Here is a 16,020-nt window from a genome sequence, read left to right on the forward strand (position 1 = left end):
TCGTTTAGTGTCCCTTATATAGAAAGGTAGGTTTGTTATCGTCGCACCCACACCATTGAAGTGGAGTGAGTGCAACGTTCGTATGTGTTTCAGGCTGTTTCGAGTTTGTTGAGCTTCGCTTTGTCCAATTGTTGTTGTGCATATTGGGCGGTTACCTCGTACTTCTTCACTTTCTTTGAAGGCAGTTCAAACATCGTATCCATCATAACTGCCTCGACAATAGAGCGAAGTCCACGTGCACCCAACTTGTATTCCACAGCCTTATCAACGATATAGTCGAGCGATTCTTCGGTAAATGTAAGGCTGATGCCGTCCATTTTGAAGAGTTTTATGTATTGCTTGACTATCGAGTTCTTTGGTTCGACAAGTATTTTGCGCAGTGCTTCCTTGTCTAATGGGTTGAGATAGGTAAGCACAGGCAGACGTCCGATGATTTCGGGGATAAGTCCGAACGAGCGTAAGTCTTGCGGAAGCACGTACTTCATTAAGTCCTTCTTGTCTATTTTCGCCACATTCTGCACTGAGTTGTAGCCTACGACGTGCGTATTGAGGCGTTGTGCTATCTTGCGTTCTATGCCGTCGAATGCGCCACCGCAGATAAAGAGAATGTTTCGCGTATCTACGTGAATGTAATCTTGGTCCGGGTGCTTGCGTCCGCCCTTTGGTGGAACGTTCACCATCGTGCCTTCGAGCAGCTTCAGCAGTCCTTGCTGCACACCTTCGCCGCTTACATCGCGTGTAATGCTTGGGTTGTCGCTCTTTCGTGCTATCTTGTCTATCTCGTCGATGAATACAATTCCCCGTTCGGCAGCAGCCACATTGTAGTCGGCTACCTGCAGCAAGCGCGAGAGAATGCTCTCCACATCTTCGCCCACATAGCCTGCTTCGGTGAACACGGTAGCATCGACAATGGTGAAGGGAACGTTCAACAGCTTGGCTATGGTACGTGCCAAAAGGGTTTTTCCCGTACCTGTTGAGCCCACCATAATGATGTTGCTCTTCTCAACTTCTATGCCGTCGTCGTCCTTTGGCTGCTGCAATCGCTTGTAATGGTTGTAAACCGATACGGCGAGATAGCGTTTTGCTTCGTCCTGTCCGATGATATACTCATCAAGATAAGCCTTTATTTCTTTTGGCTTGGGCACTTTGTTCATATCAATATCAGCTATGTCTGAACTTTGTTTGCCCAATACTCCTGATTCTACAACGATATTGTTGGCTTGCTGCGCACAGTCTTCGCAGATGTAACCTGTGAGTCCTGTGATGAGAAGCCGTACTTCGTTCTCGCTCCTTCCGCAAAAACTACATTTCTTCTGAGGCATTGTTTACTTCTTTCTGATTAATACTTGGTCTATCATACCATAATCCTTAGCTTCCTCAGCCGTCATCCAATAGTTGCGGTCGCTGTCGTTCCATACCTTTTCGTAGGTCTGGTGAGAGTGGTTGCTGATAATGGTGTAGAGTTCCTTCTTGAACTTCATTATCTCTTTTGCCTCGATTTCGATGTCCGAAGCCTGACCTTGCACACCTCCAAGTGGCTGGTGTATCATGACGCGGCTATGCGGCAATGCCGAACGCTTGCCCTCCTGACCCGCTACAAGCAATACGGCTGCCATAGAAGCTGCCATGCCAGTGCAGATGGTAGCTACGTCGCTGGAGATAAACTGCATGGTATCGTAGATGCCAAGTCCTGCCGTTACGCTTCCGCCGGGCGAGTTGATGTAGATGGAAATATCTTTCCCAGGGTCTACCGAGTCTAAATAGAGCAGCTGTGCCTGCAGTGTGTTGGCAGTATAGTCGTCAATTTGTGTGCCGAGGAAGATGATACGGTCCATCATTAAACGCGAGAACACGTCCATCTGTGTTACGTTCAACTGGCGTTCTTCCAATATATATGGATTAAGATATTGGTTCTGCATACTTGTAACCTCGTCTAACACCATGCCGTTCATACCCAGATGTTGGGTTGCATACTTTCTAAAATCGTTCATTTTATATCCTTATATTATTTTAATTAGACAATAACAAAAAGCGAATATCCTGCTTTTGTCCATTGCCTTGAATACAAAGACCGTGCCATTGCAAAAGCGGGCGTCCTGTGTATTCTAACACAAAGATAAGAAAAAAATGATAATTACTCAATAAAAAAACACTTTTTTAATTCTGTCAATTATAGTTTTTTCACCCTTTTGTTAGAAACAGAACCGTGCAGACCGTATTTCGGGTGGTTGATAATTGGTGATGAATAAGCAAACGGTTTTACTTTATCCGGACAGGTGCATCTTCTTAGGCACTCTTCTGCCTCGCTTGCATTCAGTGTATCATAAACGAGGAAAAGGAAATAAAACCGTCAATATTTTTCATAAGCACAGATATTATATAATCATTTTATTATCAAGGTGTTATAAAACCCATTCTTTCGTATTGCAAAGACATAGGTTTTCGTTCTTAATATCGGCTGTTTTGTAATGTGAAATATACACTTTTACTGTACAAAACCTACTCTTTTGTTCCGCGAAGATGCATATTTTGTAATGTATTGATAGATAATAGGTTATATAAGGCATTGCTTCTTGAGAAATGTTTACAATTTTATGGACTCTGTTCTTCTTTGTTATAATGTATGTAGAGATAATAGAGCAATGGAGCAAGGTATTTGTTTGCTTAGAAATTTGAAACTATACACCAGTGTTATTTATCTGACCTGAACTTTCCATTTAAGAGGAGATAGTTGCTTTTCTTGATAAGTATATTCTTATCGGGTATAGCAATCACCTTCCTTAAGATAATTTTCTTGTCGCCCGTAATCGTATAATCTATATAGCAATTTTCTATTCCCCCTTTCCATTGAATGTTCTTTGCCGTGTAGATAAGTAATTTGTCTGTCAGTCTATACTTACTGTCTAATGCACAAAGAAAGAACCGTCCTTCGCCAACTCGATTGTTTGCAAAGATTAAAAGCAAGTGGGTATTGTCGGCAGAAGGCAGTTTGGCAACGTGGCAATTGCTCAAATCAGTTTCTTTGTCTACGAAAGTAGCGATTAACGGCATTGCTTCTTCACTCGGAATGATTGTCTCTGGCAAGTCTATAATAAAGTCGTAGGAGTATTTGAATGGGAATTTTATGGTTGGAATACGCTTGTAAAAAGCTGCGAATGTTTCTTTCTGGAGCGACATAACGGCTGTGGGAACAATGGCTTTCCTTGCACTACAGCTACAAGAAATTATCAATAATACGAGAGAAAGAAGTGCTATACGAACCATGTTCTTACTATCTTTTTAGCAAATAAACCATCAGGTTGGCAGCATTGTCGGGTGCAATGTGGTTGCCAAGTTTTTCTTTCATCTGTTCATACTCGGCAAGCATGGTTTCGCGGTAAGGCTGTCCAGGCAGAATACGATAGAGTTCGTTGGCAATATTCCGTATTTTAAATCGGTCGGCAAATAGTTCCTGCACTACTTCCCTATCGGCAATGAGATTTACCAACGATATAAAGCGCACCTTTATTATGTGTCTGAACGCAAAACGGATAAGGCTTGGCAATGGTGTTTCATAGCAAACCACTTGCGGAACATTAAATAAGGCTGTCTCTAAAGTAGCCGTTCCGCTCGTAACAAGTGCGGTCGTAGCGTGCGAAAGTAGCTCGTATGTATTGTTTTTTATAGCTTTCGCATGATATTTGCTTACAAATTGCTCGTAACAAGCACTATCTATTGATGGTGCACCTGCTATTACTATTTGGTAATCTTCGAAGCGTGAGGCAGCTTCGAGCATAGATGGCAGGTTGTCTTTTATCTCTTGCTTTCGGCTTCCTGCCAAGATGGCGATGATAGGTTTGTCGTTCTGCAAGCCGTTACGACTGCAAAAATCCTCCTTTGTCTCTGTGTACTGGCTCTTGAACGTTGCAACTTCCTCTGCCGTAGGGTTGCCAACGTAGTGTATTTTGTAGTTGTGCTTCCGCTCAAAGAAATCGATTTCAAATGGCAAAATAGAGAACATCTCTTTCACATCTCGCTTTATTGCGCGGATACGCCACTCTTTCCACGCCCATATTTTGGGTGAAATATAGTAATAAACAGGTATTTTGGTGTTCTTGTGAACGAATTTTGCTATTTTCAGATTAAAGCCCGGATAATCTACAAGTATCACGACATCGGGCTGCCACTTAACTATGTCCTCCTTACAGAACTTCATATTCTTCATGATAGCAGGCAAATGCAACAGCACAGGAACAAATCCCATATAGGCAAGTTTCTTGTAATGGCGCACACATGTGCCGCCAATGTTTTGCATTAAATCGCCACCGAAGAAGCGAAACTCTGCCGCTTCGTCAAATTTCCTAAGCGATTGCATCAAGCGCGATGCGTGCAAATCGCCCGATGCTTCGCCAACTATCAGATAATACTTCATTCTTCAGACGGTTATTGTTAATTTATTAATGAAAGAGAGTTGTATTTGGGCTTACTGTTCCCACGCCTTCAGTTTGTCCAGCACATCGTAGTCGGTAATGTCGATGCGTGTTGGTGTTACCGAGACATAACCTTCTTCCAATGCCCAACGGTCAGTATCGGTTGCTGAAGGCTCATCGTTGCGATATTCACCCAGCATCCAATAATAGTCAAACCCCCTTGGGTGTTCGCAGCGAAGAGTTTCTTTTATCCAGCTACCGTACCCCATTCGACAGACTTTGATACCCTTGAAGCTGTTGCGGATAGGGAAGTTCACATTCAGGCAAACACCCTTGGGCAAACCATCGCTCAACACTTCCTTTACTATCTTTACGACATAGCTGCGGAGATGTTCAAGATTGGCATCTGGATTATAGTCGCACGACGAGAAAGCAATGGAAGGAATGTACTTTAAGCAGCCTTCTCTGGCAATGCCCATTGTACCGCTGTAATGCGTATTCACCGAGGAATTGTCGCCATGATTAATACCTCCAAGAATTAAATCAGGTCTCCGTCCATCTGTTAAAATCTGTTCGAAAGTAATCTTTACACAGTCTACAGGAGTTCCTGTACACGACCATACATCACAATTAGGAATATTATAGCGGCGGTTTAACCGTAGAGGAATGTTTGCAGAGAAAGCGCACGAAAAACCCGAGCGAGGACCCTCGGGAGCACAAACTAAAATATCGGCAAAGTCGGACAAAAATGAAACCAATGTTTTAATGCCATTAGCGTTATATCCATCGTCGTTGGAGATGAGGATAAGCGGTCGTTTACAATTCATAAATTTTATTTTCTTTTGCCTGCAAAAATACGAAAAAAGGTTTATAAATATAGCTTTCTCGCTTAAAATATGTATCTTTGTCGGCAAAACAAGTATAGGAAAAGAATAAAATGGGAAAAATAATCGCAGTGGCAAACCAGAAGGGTGGTGTAGGAAAAACCACCTCTACCATCAATCTTGCGGCATCGTTGGCAACTTTAGAAAAGTCGGTTCTCGTTATTGATGCCGACCCTCAGGCGAATGCTTCAAGTGGTTTGGGCGTTGACATAAACGAAGTTGATTGTTCGTTGTACGAATGTATCATTGACCATACAGATGTTCGCGATGCCATTTATACCACAGATATAGAAGGAATGGACATTGTTCCGAGCCATATCAATCTTGTTGGGGCAGAGATTGAGATGCTGCAAATAAGCGATAGAGAAGAAGTATTGCAAAAGCTCTTGGACCCTATTCGTAACGATTACGACTATATACTTATAGATTGCAGTCCATCTTTGGGCTTAATTACTGTGAATGCATTGACGGCAGCCGACTCTGTTATTATTCCAGTACAATGCGAATATTTTGCGCTCGAAGGCATTAGCAAACTGTTGAATACGATTAAGATTATAAAAAGCAAGCTGAATCCGAAGTTAGAAATCGAAGGATTTCTACTTACAATGTACGATAGTCGTTTAAGATTGGCACGTCAAATCTACGACGAAGTAAAGCGACACTTCCAAGAATTGGTGTTTAAGACCGTTATTCAGCGCAATGTTAAACTCTCGGAAAGTCCCAGTCATGGCTTGCCGGTAATACTTTACGATGCCGATTCTACAGGAGCAAAGAACCATTTAGCTTTGGCTAAGGAGATTATAGAAAAAAATAAGAAATAGGAAAAACCTACTGAACCTCTTTAAGACTTACCAACAGAAACGATGGCAGTACATAAAAAATATAATAGAAACGCAAAGGTTAATGCACTTGGGAGAGGCTTAGATGCTTTGATCTCGACGGGAACAGTAAGTGCGCAAGGTAGTTCAACGATAAATGAAGTCCCTATTGACCAAATTGAAGCAAATCCCGACCAGCCTCGAAGGGAGTTTGACCCAGTGGCATTAGAGGAACTTGCAAACAGCATTAAGCAGCTTGGATTGGTGCAACCCATCACGCTTCGGCAGTTAGACGAACACAAATTTCAAATAATAGCGGGAGAACGGCGTTGGCGTGCATCGCAGTTGGCGGGTCTTACAGCTATTCCTGCTTACATTAGAACCATTAAAGACGAAAACGTAATGGAACTTGCGCTGGTGGAAAACATACAGCGCGAGGATTTGAATGCCATAGAAATAGCTCTTGCATATGAACATTTGCAAGAAAAAAGTGGATTGACTCAAGAGAAGATTGCAGCCCGGGTAGGGAAGAGTCGTGTCGCTGTTACCAACTATCTACGTCTGCTCAGACTCCCTGCACAAGTGCAGATGGCTTTACAGAAGAAAGAGATAGACATGGGACACGCACGTGCGTTGCTCTCATTGAGTAGTCCTTCGCAGCAAATAAAACTGTTCCACGAAATTCAGAAGAACGCTTTCAGTGTGCGAAAAGTGGAAGAACTCTGCCAACAGCTTAACAATGGCGAGGATATACAGACTGCAAAGAAGAAGATTGCAGCCAAATCGAAACTTCCGGAAGAGTTTAATCTGTTGAAAAAGCGTCTTTCCAATTTCTTCAATACGAAAGTGCAAATGACCTATGGGGCGAAGGGAAAGGGAAAAATCAGTATTCTTTTTGCTTCTGAAGAAGAATTATTGCATATCATGGAAGTAATGGACGGACTAAAGCAGTAATGGAAAGTATAATTAAAAGTTAAGTGAAACAAAATCAGAATATATTCCATCTCTTATTACTAACATTGCTGTTGGTGATAAGTTATACTGAAACAATAAACGCACAAGTTGTTTATAGCGATTCTGTCAAGGTTCTATATCCTAAGGAAGAAGGATTTGACACATTGTCGAACAGCGGGAATAATAAGCAAAAGAATAAAATCTCATTATCGTCCGATAAGACCTTACAACTGAATAAGGCTACAACGAAAGATGGAGAGTACCTAAAGGCGAATTGGAACAAGTGGCACCCCAATCCTAAAAAGGCTTTATGGCTGGCAATAGCCCTGCCCGGGGCTGGTCAGATTTACAACCGTAAGTATTGGAAGTTGCCTATTTTCTATGGTGGGCTAACGGGTTGTATCTATGCAATGACTTGGAATAACCAGATGTATCGGGACTATCAAAGGGCTTATAAAGATATTATGGACGACGATCCTAATACGCAAAGCTACAATAACTTCTTGCATTTAGGAACAAAAATAACCGATGCGAATAAGAGTTATTACCAAAGTCTATTCAAAAAACGTAAAGACCGTTTCCGCAGATGGCGCGATTTAAGTATATTTGCAACAGTTGCCGTTTATGCTTTGTCGGTGATTGATGCCTACGTAGATGCTTCGCTCTCTAATTTCAACATATCAGATGATTTATCGTTGCATATTTCTCCAGTTGTATTAAATAGCAATTCATCTGCTAATATAACTAATTTCTTAAAGGGTTCTGCAATTGGCGTAGGTTGTAAACTTACCTTTTAACAGACGAAAACAGCGTTTTCGTGCCACAAAATAAGAAAGAAATGATAGAAGAAAAGAAGATTTTTGCCATTATAATACTATTGCTGAGCGTTTGTATAGCATTCGCCCAGCAACAGATAGTGAAGGATAATCATGGCCGAACGATGCAAATAAACATTCCAGATGCACCAGAGATTATGGCTGAAACTGGGGCTGGATATGCTGGAACAAAAAGTTATGTAAAGGAAAACAACGTGAATGCGGCAGCAGTTCCAATGGAAATGGAAGAAGAAACTGTTGCTGTCGGTCGTCTTATTAACCGAATATCAGGCTCACTATGCCTCTCTTATAATCCGGAAGTGCAGAAACACATTGATAAATACGTAAGACAAGGTCGTCGTTCTACAAGTTGTTTGCTGGCACGAGCAAGTTATTACAATCCTATCTTTGAAGAAGCATTGCTCTATTACGGTCTTCCTTTAGAGTTAAAGTATCTGCCTGTGATAGAATCGGGGCTGAATCCAAAGGCTGTTTCAGGTAAAGGTGCTGCTGGGTTATGGCAACTTATGCCCGCAACGGGGCGACAATACAACTTGCAGATAAACACGTTTGTAGACGAAAGGCTCGACCCCATTAAGTCTTCGTATGCTGCCGCACGATTGTTGGCTGACCTTTATAAACGTTTTGGCGATTGGTCTTTAGTGTTGGCGGCTTACAATTGCGGTCCGACAAGAGTGAGCAATGCGATTGAAAAGACGGGAAATAATACCGACTTTTGGCAAATCTATGAGTTGCTGCCAAAAGAAACGCGTGGCTATGTACCAGCTTTCATTGCTGCCAACTACGTAATGAACTGTTATGCAGAATACAATATTTTGCCAGAGCCAACTGGATTGCCAGAGAGGGCTGGTCGGGTTGTGGTTACAGAAGATGTGTCGTTGACTAAAATAGCAAATGTCTTGAATATGGATGTTGCAGATCTGCGAGCATTAAATCCACAATATCGGCAAGACATTGTTAAGACGACAGAGGGTGCAGCCACGCTTTTGTTACCTTCAGAAAAGGTGAAATGCTTTACTGACAATGTCTCTCAATTGTACGAAAGCAGTAAAAACACAGAAGAACAGCAGTTGGAAATGACAGCACGAATAGAGAAAGAAACAATGCACAATCCACATAGTTAATCGAAGAATTATACCAAAAGGAAGGACTACATTATGAAGACAGATGACAACAATAGCCGAATTGACGAACAAAAGGAAGATAGACTTATAGAAGATGCATTCCAACATCTGCTGAATACCTACTTGGCATCGCCTCACAGAAAGAAAGTCGATATCATAACGAAAGCCTTTCATTTTGCCAAACAGGCGCATAAAGGTGTGCGACGCCTTTCTGGCGAGCCTTATATACTACATCCTATTGCCGTTGCACAGATTGCTTGCGAAGAGATTGGGTTAGGTTCCACAAGCATTTGTGCCGCTCTTCTGCACGATGTAGTGGAGGACACAGACTACACGGTAGAAGATATTGAAAATATATTCGGTGCAAAAATCGCAATGATTGTGGATGGACTGACAAAGATTTCGGGCGGAATATTTGGCGACAAAGCTTCTGCACAAGCCGAGAACTTTAAGAAACTGCTACTGACAATGAGCGACGACATTCGCGTTATCCTTATTAAGATATGCGACCGCCTGCACAATATGCGCACCCTTGCCTCGCAACCTGCCAACAAGCAATACAAAATTGCAGGCGAGACGCTTTACATCTATGCTCCGTTAGCCAACCGATTAGGACTGAATAAGATTAAGACCGAACTCGAAGACCTTAGTTTCCGTTACGAGCACCCTGACGCTTATAAGGCAATAGAGACGAAAATAGCTTCGACACAAGCACAACGCGAAACACTTTTCGAGAACTTCACTGCTCCTATTCGTGCAGAACTCGACCGCATGGGATTAGAATACGAAATTAAAGCCCGCGTGAAGAGTCCGTATTCCATCTGGAACAAGATGCAGACAAAGCATGTTCCATTCGAAGAGATATACGATATTCTCGCCGTCCGCATTGTGTTTAAACCGAAAAGCAGGCAAGACGAGGCTAACGAATGTTTCCAAATCTATGTGGCAATCAGCAAACTTTACAAGAGCCACCCCGACCGTCTGCGCGACTGGGTAAACCACCCGAAAGCCAACGGATACCAGGCTCTGCACGTAACGCTTATGTCGAAGCAAGGTCAATGGATTGAAGTCCAGATACGTTCCGACCGTATGGACGAGATTGCCGAGCAGGGATTTGCTGCCCACTGGAAGTATAAGGAAGGCGCAGAGATTACTGAGGACGAGGGAGAACTGAACGATTGGCTGCACACCATAAAGGAAATACTCGACGACCCGCAGCCCGATGCAATGGATTTCCTCGATGCCATCAAGCTGAACCTCTTTGCTTCCGAGATATTTGTGTTTACTCCGAAAGGCGAAATAAAGATGATGCCCGCCGGATGCACCGCACTCGACTTCGCTTTCCAAATACATACGTTCCTTGGCAGCCATTGCATTGGAGCCAAAGTAAACCACAAACTTGTGCCGCTGAGCCACAAGCTGCAGAGCGGAGACCAGGTAGAAATACTGACTTCCAAGGCGCAGCGTGTGGAAAAGTCGTGGTTAGATGTTGTGTCTACAGCCAAAGCCAAGAGCAAAGTGATGGCTATTCTGAGAAAGGAAGCACGGGAGACACAGAAGAAAGGGGAAGACATTCTCGAAGAATGGCTTAAAAAACACGACTTTGAAATGACGACTTCGGTGCTCGACAGACTTTGCGATTTGCACGAACTAAAGAAGCATGCCGACCTTTTTGTGGCTATTGGCGAGAAATCGATAATTCTTGGCGATACCGATTTAGACGAGCTCCATGGTAGGCACAAGCACCGAATGGACAAGGACGACAATGTATCTATGTGGCGCAGATATGTTCCGTTCCTTAATCGCAACAAGGCTTCCGGCGAAGAGAATGCCAACAGCAGGGCGACCGAGGAGAATAAGGCAGGACTTATAATTGTAGACAAGAACCTGAACAAGAAGAAACCTATCTTCATAGACGAAGACAACATAAAACGATACATATTTCCTGACTGCTGCCACGTTATTCCGGGCGACGATGCAATAGGCTTCATCGACAACAACAACCACATCGAAATACACAACAGGGCGTGTCCCGTGGCTGCAAAACTAAAGGCAAGCTTCGGTCCGCGCATACTCGATGCAAAGTGGGACATGCACAAAGTGATGTATTTCGATGCCACGATAGAGCTTCAGGGCATAGACCGAAAGGGAATGTTGCTCGACATTTCCAAGGTCATATCCGAACAGCTGGGCATTAACATGCGCAACGTTACATTGAAAACCGACAACGGAATAGTTGTAGGTTGTATAGACATGGGGGTTCACGATCGCGAAGACGTGAAGCTTATAAAGAAGAGTCTGATGAAGATAGAAGGCATGCAGAACGTGTTGGACATTCTGTAGTGCAGCGCTTTCCCGGCTTTGGCTTCCTTGAAGCTATTTGTTCTAATGGTAGCCTTAGAAAGATACTGACTGCCTTTTATAATGGTCGGAGAGATGGACGAACACTGCAAAGGGTAGGTTTGGCAACTGTAAAAGTTGATTTATAATATTACACTATGGTGCTGCACCGTCTTTATATGCAGCAAATCATTTTATTTACGAGCGTATATCAAGATATGGAGCAGGGAGAAGTCTCTTTCTGCATTGACAGTTACACCCCTCTTAATCAACATGAGTCCGGAGATAAACCTCTTCCGAATAACCTCCGGAACAGCAACGGAGTTGCTCCAATTGTCGCTTCGGGGTTGCGGCAATCATCGCTTCGGGGTTACGGCAATCATCGCTTCGGGGTTACGACAATCGTCGCTTCGGGGTTACGGCAATCGTCGCTTCGGGGTTACGGCAATTGTCGCTTCGGGGTTACGGCAAACGTCGCTGTGGGACATCGGTAAACACGGCTGTTTGCTGATGTTTTGAATGCCTGTATTCTGACGTTTGGAGACGATGCCTCATGTATTGATATGCTCACCAAATTAAAGTTAATCAACCCGAACAACCGCTACCATAGAGTCTTAACTCTTTGATAGCGGTTGCCGTTTATAAATGATAGTTGGTGTTAGAAGTCGGGGAGTTTTGGCACACTCTCGCAAGTAGAGCTTTGTTTATGTGCAGATGACTACTATCTGACGTCTATAAGAATGATTGCGCCATAGCCAGAACACGGCTGGGTTCATCAGCGCATATACCACAAGCCGCGCTTCTTCAGCATGGGAACAACCACCTGCTCGGTGGTGCTGTCGCCATAGTGCAGCAGCAGGTAGGCATTTGCCGTGCTGTCTTTCGCACGGAACTGGGCACTGTGCACGCTTACCTGCCTTATGCCCTTATGTTCTTTCTCTTGGCGCTTGATAAAGACTTCAAAGTTTTTCAGCATCTGACTTTCGTAGCTCCTGGGGAGCTTGTCTGGCAGATTCATGCCCTCCAAGAACAGTTTGTATTTGCCCGAAATAAGGTTTTCGTAATAGTGCTTCGCAGCTTCTGCAGCTATTGCACCATGGTCGGTCTCCTTCCTTCTGCTGCAGGAGGAAAGTAGAAGAACTGCAAGGAACAGGGCATAAAGTAGTTGTTTCATACTTCTATAAATGTTTACTTCTGACGTATAAACACGTTGATTGGACAGCCGTTGAGGTTCCAACGCTCGCGTATCTTGTTTTCCAAGAAGCGGCGATAGGATTCTTTCACGTACTGCGGCAGGTTTGCATAGAACACAAACGATGGTATCTGCGTCTTGGGCAACTGCGAACAGTATTTTATCTTGATGTATTTGCCCTTTACCGATGGTGGAGGCGTTTCCTCTATGATGGGCAACAGCACTTCGTTGAGCTTGGTTGTACCAATGTGCATGTTTCTGTTCAGATACACTTGCTTTGCCACATCGAGTATCTTGAAGATGCGTTGCTTGGTGAGTGCCGATGCAAAGATGATGGGAAAGTCTACAAACGGAGCCATGCGCTCGCGAATGGCGTTCTCGAAAGTCTTGATTACCTTTTGGTCTTTGCTCTCTACAAGGTCCCATTTGTTTACAACTACCACCAAGCTCTTGTTGTTTCGCTGAATTAACTGGAAGATATTCATGTCCTGCGCCTCTATTCCGCGCGTTGCATCAATCATCAGAATACACACGTCGGAGTTTTCAATGCTGCGAATGGAACGCATGACGGAATAGAACTCGAGGTCTTCCGTTACCTTGTTCTTGCGGCGGATACCCGCTGTATCAACAAGATAGAAGTCGAAGCCGAACTTGTTGTAACGCGTGTAGATGCTGTCGCGCGTCGTGCCGGCTATCTCTGTAACGATGTTGCGGTTCTCGCCGATGAAGGCATTGATGAGGCTCGACTTGCCGGCATTGGGGCGTCCAACGACCGCAAAGCGTGGAATGTCGTCTTCAGGTCCTTCGTCGGGCACGTCTTTCATACGCTCAAGGAGCAAGTCGAGCAGGTCTCCCGTGCCGCTGCCTGTCTGTGCGCTGATGCAAACAGGGTCGCCAAGCCCCAAACGGTAAAAGTCTGCCGACATATAGTACTCGCCACTGTTGTCTACCTTGTTGGCAACAAGGATTACAGGGAGCTTGGTGCGGCGGAGAATTTGTGCCACGTCTTCGTCCCAGTCGGTAACTCCCGTTTCGTTATCGACAACAAAAAGCACCAAGTCAGCCTCTTCCGTAGCCACTAAAACCTGCTTGCGGATAGCATCTTCGAATATGTCGTCGGAATTAACAACCCAGCCGCCAGTATCGACAACTGAAAATTCGCGTCCGTTCCATTGGCATTTGCCGTATTGGCGGTCGCGTGTTGTGCCTGCCGTATCGCTGACAATGGCACGGCGGCTTTGGGTTAATCTGTTGAATAGTGTAGACTTACCCACGTTGGGGCGGCCTACGATTGCTACTAAATTTGCCATTTATTGATGGTCTTTCCCACGCTGAGAAACATCTCAAGGGGTCAAGGTGAGGTCTGCACCTTATGAATATTTGCCGAAGATGACCACGTCTCCAGCCCTCGCACTGTGCGAGAGTTCGCCCTACATACAGTCAGGGCGTTGCTTGTTGTTTCGTTTGGCTTCCTTCCTCATTTAGGATTGTAGCCGAAGTTGCCCAGCTCTTTCTGTGAGTTGCGCCAGTCCTTGTCCACCTTAACAAAGGTTTCCAAGAATATTTTCTTGTCAAAAAAACTCTCAAGGCTCTTGCGTGCCTCAGTAGAAACCTTCTTCAATGCCTGTCCCTGATGCCCGATGATGATGCCTTTCTGACTGTCGCGCTCCACATAGATGACAGCATTGATGTGTATTTTCTTTTCGTCTTCCTTGAAACGCTCCACCACAACTTCAACAGAGTAGGGCACTTCTTTGTCGTAATAGCGAAGAATTTTCTCTCGGATAATCTCCGATACAAAGAACTTTGCAGGCTTATCGGTCAGCTGGTCTTTGTCGAAGTAAGCTGGACTCTCGGGCAACAGCTCTTTAATACGCTTCATCAGCGTGTCTGTGCCAAACTTGTTCTTTGCCGAAATAGGCAGGATTTCCGCCTTGGGCAGCAGTTCGTGCCACTTTTCAACAAGAGTTACGAGCGTCTTTTGGTCGCTTTCGTCGATTTTATTGATGAGCAAGATAACTGGAATTTGCATTTTTGCCACCTTCTCCAAGAAGTCTGTATTCTTCTCCAGCTTCTCTATAACGTCGGTAACATAGAGCAGAATGTCGGCATCGGCAAGGGCTGACTCCGAAAATTGCAGCATCATTTCCTGCATCTTATAGTTCGGTTTCAGCACACCAGGCGTATCGGAGAACACGATTTGCATGTCTTCCGTATTCACAATGCCCATAATGCGGTGGCGAGTAGTTTGCGCCTTGAATGTTGCAATACTGATTTTCTCGCCGACGAGTTGGTTCATCAGCGTGCTTTTACCCACGTTGGGGTTGCCTACTATGTTTACAAATCCAGCTTTGTGCATATCTTTGAATTAAAAAACGCACCTATCTTTGTTTGCAAAGAAAGATGCGTTAATCTTTTGTTATATACGAACTAAGAATTTTATTTCTTTGCCACTGCAGAAGCTCCGTCGTATGCCCACTTGTAGTAAGATGCGCCGTGAACAAAGCCTGCACCAAAGGCTGTGAATACAATGTTATCGCCTTTCTTCAGCTTAGCTTCCTCGTCCCAAAGTGCAAGTGGAATAGTTGCAGCACTGGTGTTGCCATAGTGCTGAATGTTGATTATCACTTTTTCCAATGGAACATTGGCACGCTTTGCCACAGCTTCGATGATTCTGAGATTGGCTTCGTGTGGAACAACCCACGCAACATCGCTTTCTGAGAGGTTGTTGCGCTTCAAAATTTCCATAACGTCGGTGCTCATGCTTGTTACAGCATACTTGAAAACCGTGCGTCCCTCTTGATAGAGATAGTGTAAGCGACGGTCTACTGTAAACTGAGATGTAGGACAGACAGAGCCACCTGCCTTCATGTGCAGGAATGGCAGACCCTTGCCATCGGTACGAAGGAAAGAATCCTGTACGCCAACGTTTTCTTCAGTAGTTCCTTCAACAAGAACAGCTGCCGCACCATCGCCAAACAATACACACGTCTGACGGTCTGTATAGTCTACAATCGACGACATCTTGTCGGCAGCTATAATGATAATGCGCTTATAGCGTCCGCTCTGTATCATCGTTGAAGCTACGTCGAGCGTATAAAGAAATCCGCAGCAAGCGGCAGAGAAGTCGAAACCAAAGGCATTCTTCAAGCCTAACTTGCCTATAACGATAGAGGCGGTTGATGGAAATTTATAGTCTGGAGTTGTTGTTGTAACGATAAGTGCATCAATGCTGTCGGGGTCGGCTCCTGTTTTCTCCAAGAGCTGCTTTGCCGCCTTGCGCGCCATATAGCTTGTACCAAGTCCCTCCTCGGTTAAGATTCGGCGTTCCTTGATGCCCACACGCTCCATAATCCATTCATCGGTAGTATCGACCATACGCGACAGTTCCTCGTTGGTGAGGACATAATCGGGTACATAGCCGCCGATACCAGTGATAATGGCATTTATTTTCTCCATTCTC

The 16,020-nt window shown here is 44.4% G+C and carries 15 protein-coding genes; 6 read left to right on the forward strand and 9 right to left on the reverse strand.

Going from position 1 to position 16,020, the window contains the following annotated elements:
* Positions 1 to 89: 89 nt before the first annotated feature.
* The 5 genes from clpX to surE all read right to left on the reverse strand — a co-directional run bounded on the left by clpX (position 90) and on the right by surE (position 5,236).
* Positions 90 to 1,322: an ATP-dependent Clp protease ATP-binding subunit ClpX gene (gene clpX / locus RDV52_RS10970; RefSeq protein ID WP_004365484.1), complete on the reverse strand. Its 1,233-nt coding sequence runs from the start codon at positions 1,320 to 1,322 to the stop codon at positions 90 to 92.
* Between the two features lie 3 nt (positions 1,323 to 1,325).
* The gene (clpP, locus tag RDV52_RS10975; RefSeq protein ID WP_004363393.1) at positions 1,326 to 1,991 is read right to left on the reverse strand and encodes an ATP-dependent Clp endopeptidase proteolytic subunit ClpP; all 666 of its coding nucleotides are present in this window, start codon (positions 1,989 to 1,991) and stop codon (positions 1,326 to 1,328) included.
* A gap of 700 nt (positions 1,992 to 2,691) precedes the next feature.
* Positions 2,692 to 3,177, reverse strand: a complete 486-nt coding sequence (locus RDV52_RS10980; protein WP_223381183.1) for a hypothetical protein — start codon at positions 3,175 to 3,177, stop codon at positions 2,692 to 2,694.
* Between the two features lie 94 nt (positions 3,178 to 3,271).
* The gene (gene lpxB / locus RDV52_RS10985; protein ID WP_004365480.1) at positions 3,272 to 4,411 is read right to left on the reverse strand and encodes a lipid-A-disaccharide synthase; all 1,140 of its coding nucleotides are present in this window, start codon (positions 4,409 to 4,411) and stop codon (positions 3,272 to 3,274) included.
* A gap of 51 nt (positions 4,412 to 4,462) precedes the next feature.
* Entirely contained in the window at positions 4,463 to 5,236 is a 774-nt protein-coding gene (surE, locus tag RDV52_RS10990; protein ID WP_004365479.1) for a 5'/3'-nucleotidase SurE, read from the reverse strand.
* A gap of 110 nt (positions 5,237 to 5,346) precedes the next feature.
* Between surE and RDV52_RS10995 the strand changes: the two genes are divergently transcribed.
* From RDV52_RS10995 to RDV52_RS11020, 6 genes are all read left to right on the forward strand, one after another.
* Positions 5,347 to 6,114: a ParA family protein gene (locus tag RDV52_RS10995; RefSeq protein ID WP_004363389.1), complete on the forward strand. Its 768-nt coding sequence runs from the start codon at positions 5,347 to 5,349 to the stop codon at positions 6,112 to 6,114.
* Positions 6,115 to 6,156: 42 nt separating this feature from the next.
* Positions 6,157 to 7,065, forward strand: a complete 909-nt coding sequence (locus tag RDV52_RS11000) for a ParB/RepB/Spo0J family partition protein (RefSeq protein ID WP_004365478.1) — start codon at positions 6,157 to 6,159, stop codon at positions 7,063 to 7,065.
* 23 nt (positions 7,066 to 7,088) lie between these two features.
* Entirely contained in the window at positions 7,089 to 7,862 is a 774-nt protein-coding gene (locus RDV52_RS11005; RefSeq protein WP_004365477.1) for a DUF5683 domain-containing protein, read from the forward strand.
* 41 nt (positions 7,863 to 7,903) lie between these two features.
* Positions 7,904 to 9,025, forward strand: coding sequence for a lytic transglycosylase domain-containing protein (locus RDV52_RS11010; RefSeq protein WP_040556699.1), 1,122 nt, complete (start codon positions 7,904 to 7,906; stop codon positions 9,023 to 9,025).
* A 33-nt stretch (positions 9,026 to 9,058) separates the two neighbouring features.
* Entirely contained in the window at positions 9,059 to 11,368 is a 2,310-nt protein-coding gene (locus tag RDV52_RS11015) for a RelA/SpoT family protein (RefSeq protein WP_004365475.1), read from the forward strand.
* 270 nt (positions 11,369 to 11,638) lie between these two features.
* Positions 11,639 to 11,884, forward strand: a complete 246-nt coding sequence (locus RDV52_RS11020; protein ID WP_147278304.1) for a hypothetical protein — start codon at positions 11,639 to 11,641, stop codon at positions 11,882 to 11,884.
* Between the two features lie 256 nt (positions 11,885 to 12,140).
* On the opposite strand, the gene RDV52_RS11025 is transcribed toward RDV52_RS11020, so the two are convergent.
* The 4 genes from RDV52_RS11025 to RDV52_RS11040 form a co-directional block, all read right to left on the reverse strand.
* The gene (locus RDV52_RS11025) at positions 12,141 to 12,539 is read right to left on the reverse strand and encodes a hypothetical protein (protein ID WP_004365473.1); all 399 of its coding nucleotides are present in this window, start codon (positions 12,537 to 12,539) and stop codon (positions 12,141 to 12,143) included.
* Positions 12,540 to 12,553: 14 nt separating this feature from the next.
* Positions 12,554 to 13,867 carry a ribosome biogenesis GTPase Der gene (der, locus tag RDV52_RS11030; protein ID WP_004365472.1) on the reverse strand — a complete coding sequence of 438 codons (1,314 nt, stop codon included), beginning with the start codon at positions 13,865 to 13,867 and terminating at the stop codon, positions 12,554 to 12,556.
* A gap of 167 nt (positions 13,868 to 14,034) precedes the next feature.
* A complete protein-coding gene (gene era / locus RDV52_RS11035) occupies positions 14,035 to 14,916 on the reverse strand; it encodes a GTPase Era (RefSeq protein ID WP_004365471.1) in 882 nt (293 codons plus the stop codon).
* Between the two features lie 80 nt (positions 14,917 to 14,996).
* Positions 14,997 to 16,016, reverse strand: coding sequence for a beta-ketoacyl-ACP synthase III (locus RDV52_RS11040; RefSeq protein ID WP_004365470.1), 1,020 nt, complete (start codon positions 16,014 to 16,016; stop codon positions 14,997 to 14,999).
* Positions 16,017 to 16,020: the final 4 nt, after the last annotated feature.

The sequence above is a fragment of the Prevotella nigrescens genome, assembly GCF_031191185.1.
GTDB lineage: Bacteria > Bacteroidota > Bacteroidia > Bacteroidales > Bacteroidaceae > Prevotella > Prevotella nigrescens.

Bases quoted from the DNA above. Each gene is read 5' to 3' on its own strand.
- clpX (WP_004365484.1), bottom strand. From the start codon at position 1,322: ATGCCTCAGAAGAAATGTAGTTTTTGCGGAAGGAGCGAGAACGAAGTA.
- clpP (WP_004363393.1), bottom strand. From the start codon at position 1,991: ATGAACGATTTTAGAAAGTATGCAACCCAACATCTGGGTATGAACGGC.
- RDV52_RS10980 (WP_223381183.1), bottom strand. From the start codon at position 3,177: ATGTCGCTCCAGAAAGAAACATTCGCAGCTTTTTACAAGCGTATTCCA.
- lpxB (WP_004365480.1), bottom strand. From the start codon at position 4,411: ATGAAGTATTATCTGATAGTTGGCGAAGCATCGGGCGATTTGCACGCA.
- surE (WP_004365479.1), bottom strand. From the start codon at position 5,236: ATGAATTGTAAACGACCGCTTATCCTCATCTCCAACGACGATGGATAT.
- RDV52_RS10995 (WP_004363389.1), top strand. From the start codon at position 5,347: ATGGGAAAAATAATCGCAGTGGCAAACCAGAAGGGTGGTGTAGGAAAA.
- RDV52_RS11000 (WP_004365478.1), top strand. From the start codon at position 6,157: ATGGCAGTACATAAAAAATATAATAGAAACGCAAAGGTTAATGCACTT.
- RDV52_RS11010 (WP_040556699.1), top strand. From the start codon at position 7,904: ATGATAGAAGAAAAGAAGATTTTTGCCATTATAATACTATTGCTGAGC.
- RDV52_RS11015 (WP_004365475.1), top strand. From the start codon at position 9,059: ATGAAGACAGATGACAACAATAGCCGAATTGACGAACAAAAGGAAGAT.
- RDV52_RS11020 (WP_147278304.1), top strand. From the start codon at position 11,639: ATGAGTCCGGAGATAAACCTCTTCCGAATAACCTCCGGAACAGCAACG.
- RDV52_RS11025 (WP_004365473.1), bottom strand. From the start codon at position 12,539: ATGAAACAACTACTTTATGCCCTGTTCCTTGCAGTTCTTCTACTTTCC.
- der (WP_004365472.1), bottom strand. From the start codon at position 13,867: ATGGCAAATTTAGTAGCAATCGTAGGCCGCCCCAACGTGGGTAAGTCT.
- era (WP_004365471.1), bottom strand. From the start codon at position 14,916: ATGCACAAAGCTGGATTTGTAAACATAGTAGGCAACCCCAACGTGGGT.
- RDV52_RS11040 (WP_004365470.1), bottom strand. From the start codon at position 16,016: ATGGAGAAAATAAATGCCATTATCACTGGTATCGGCGGCTATGTACCC.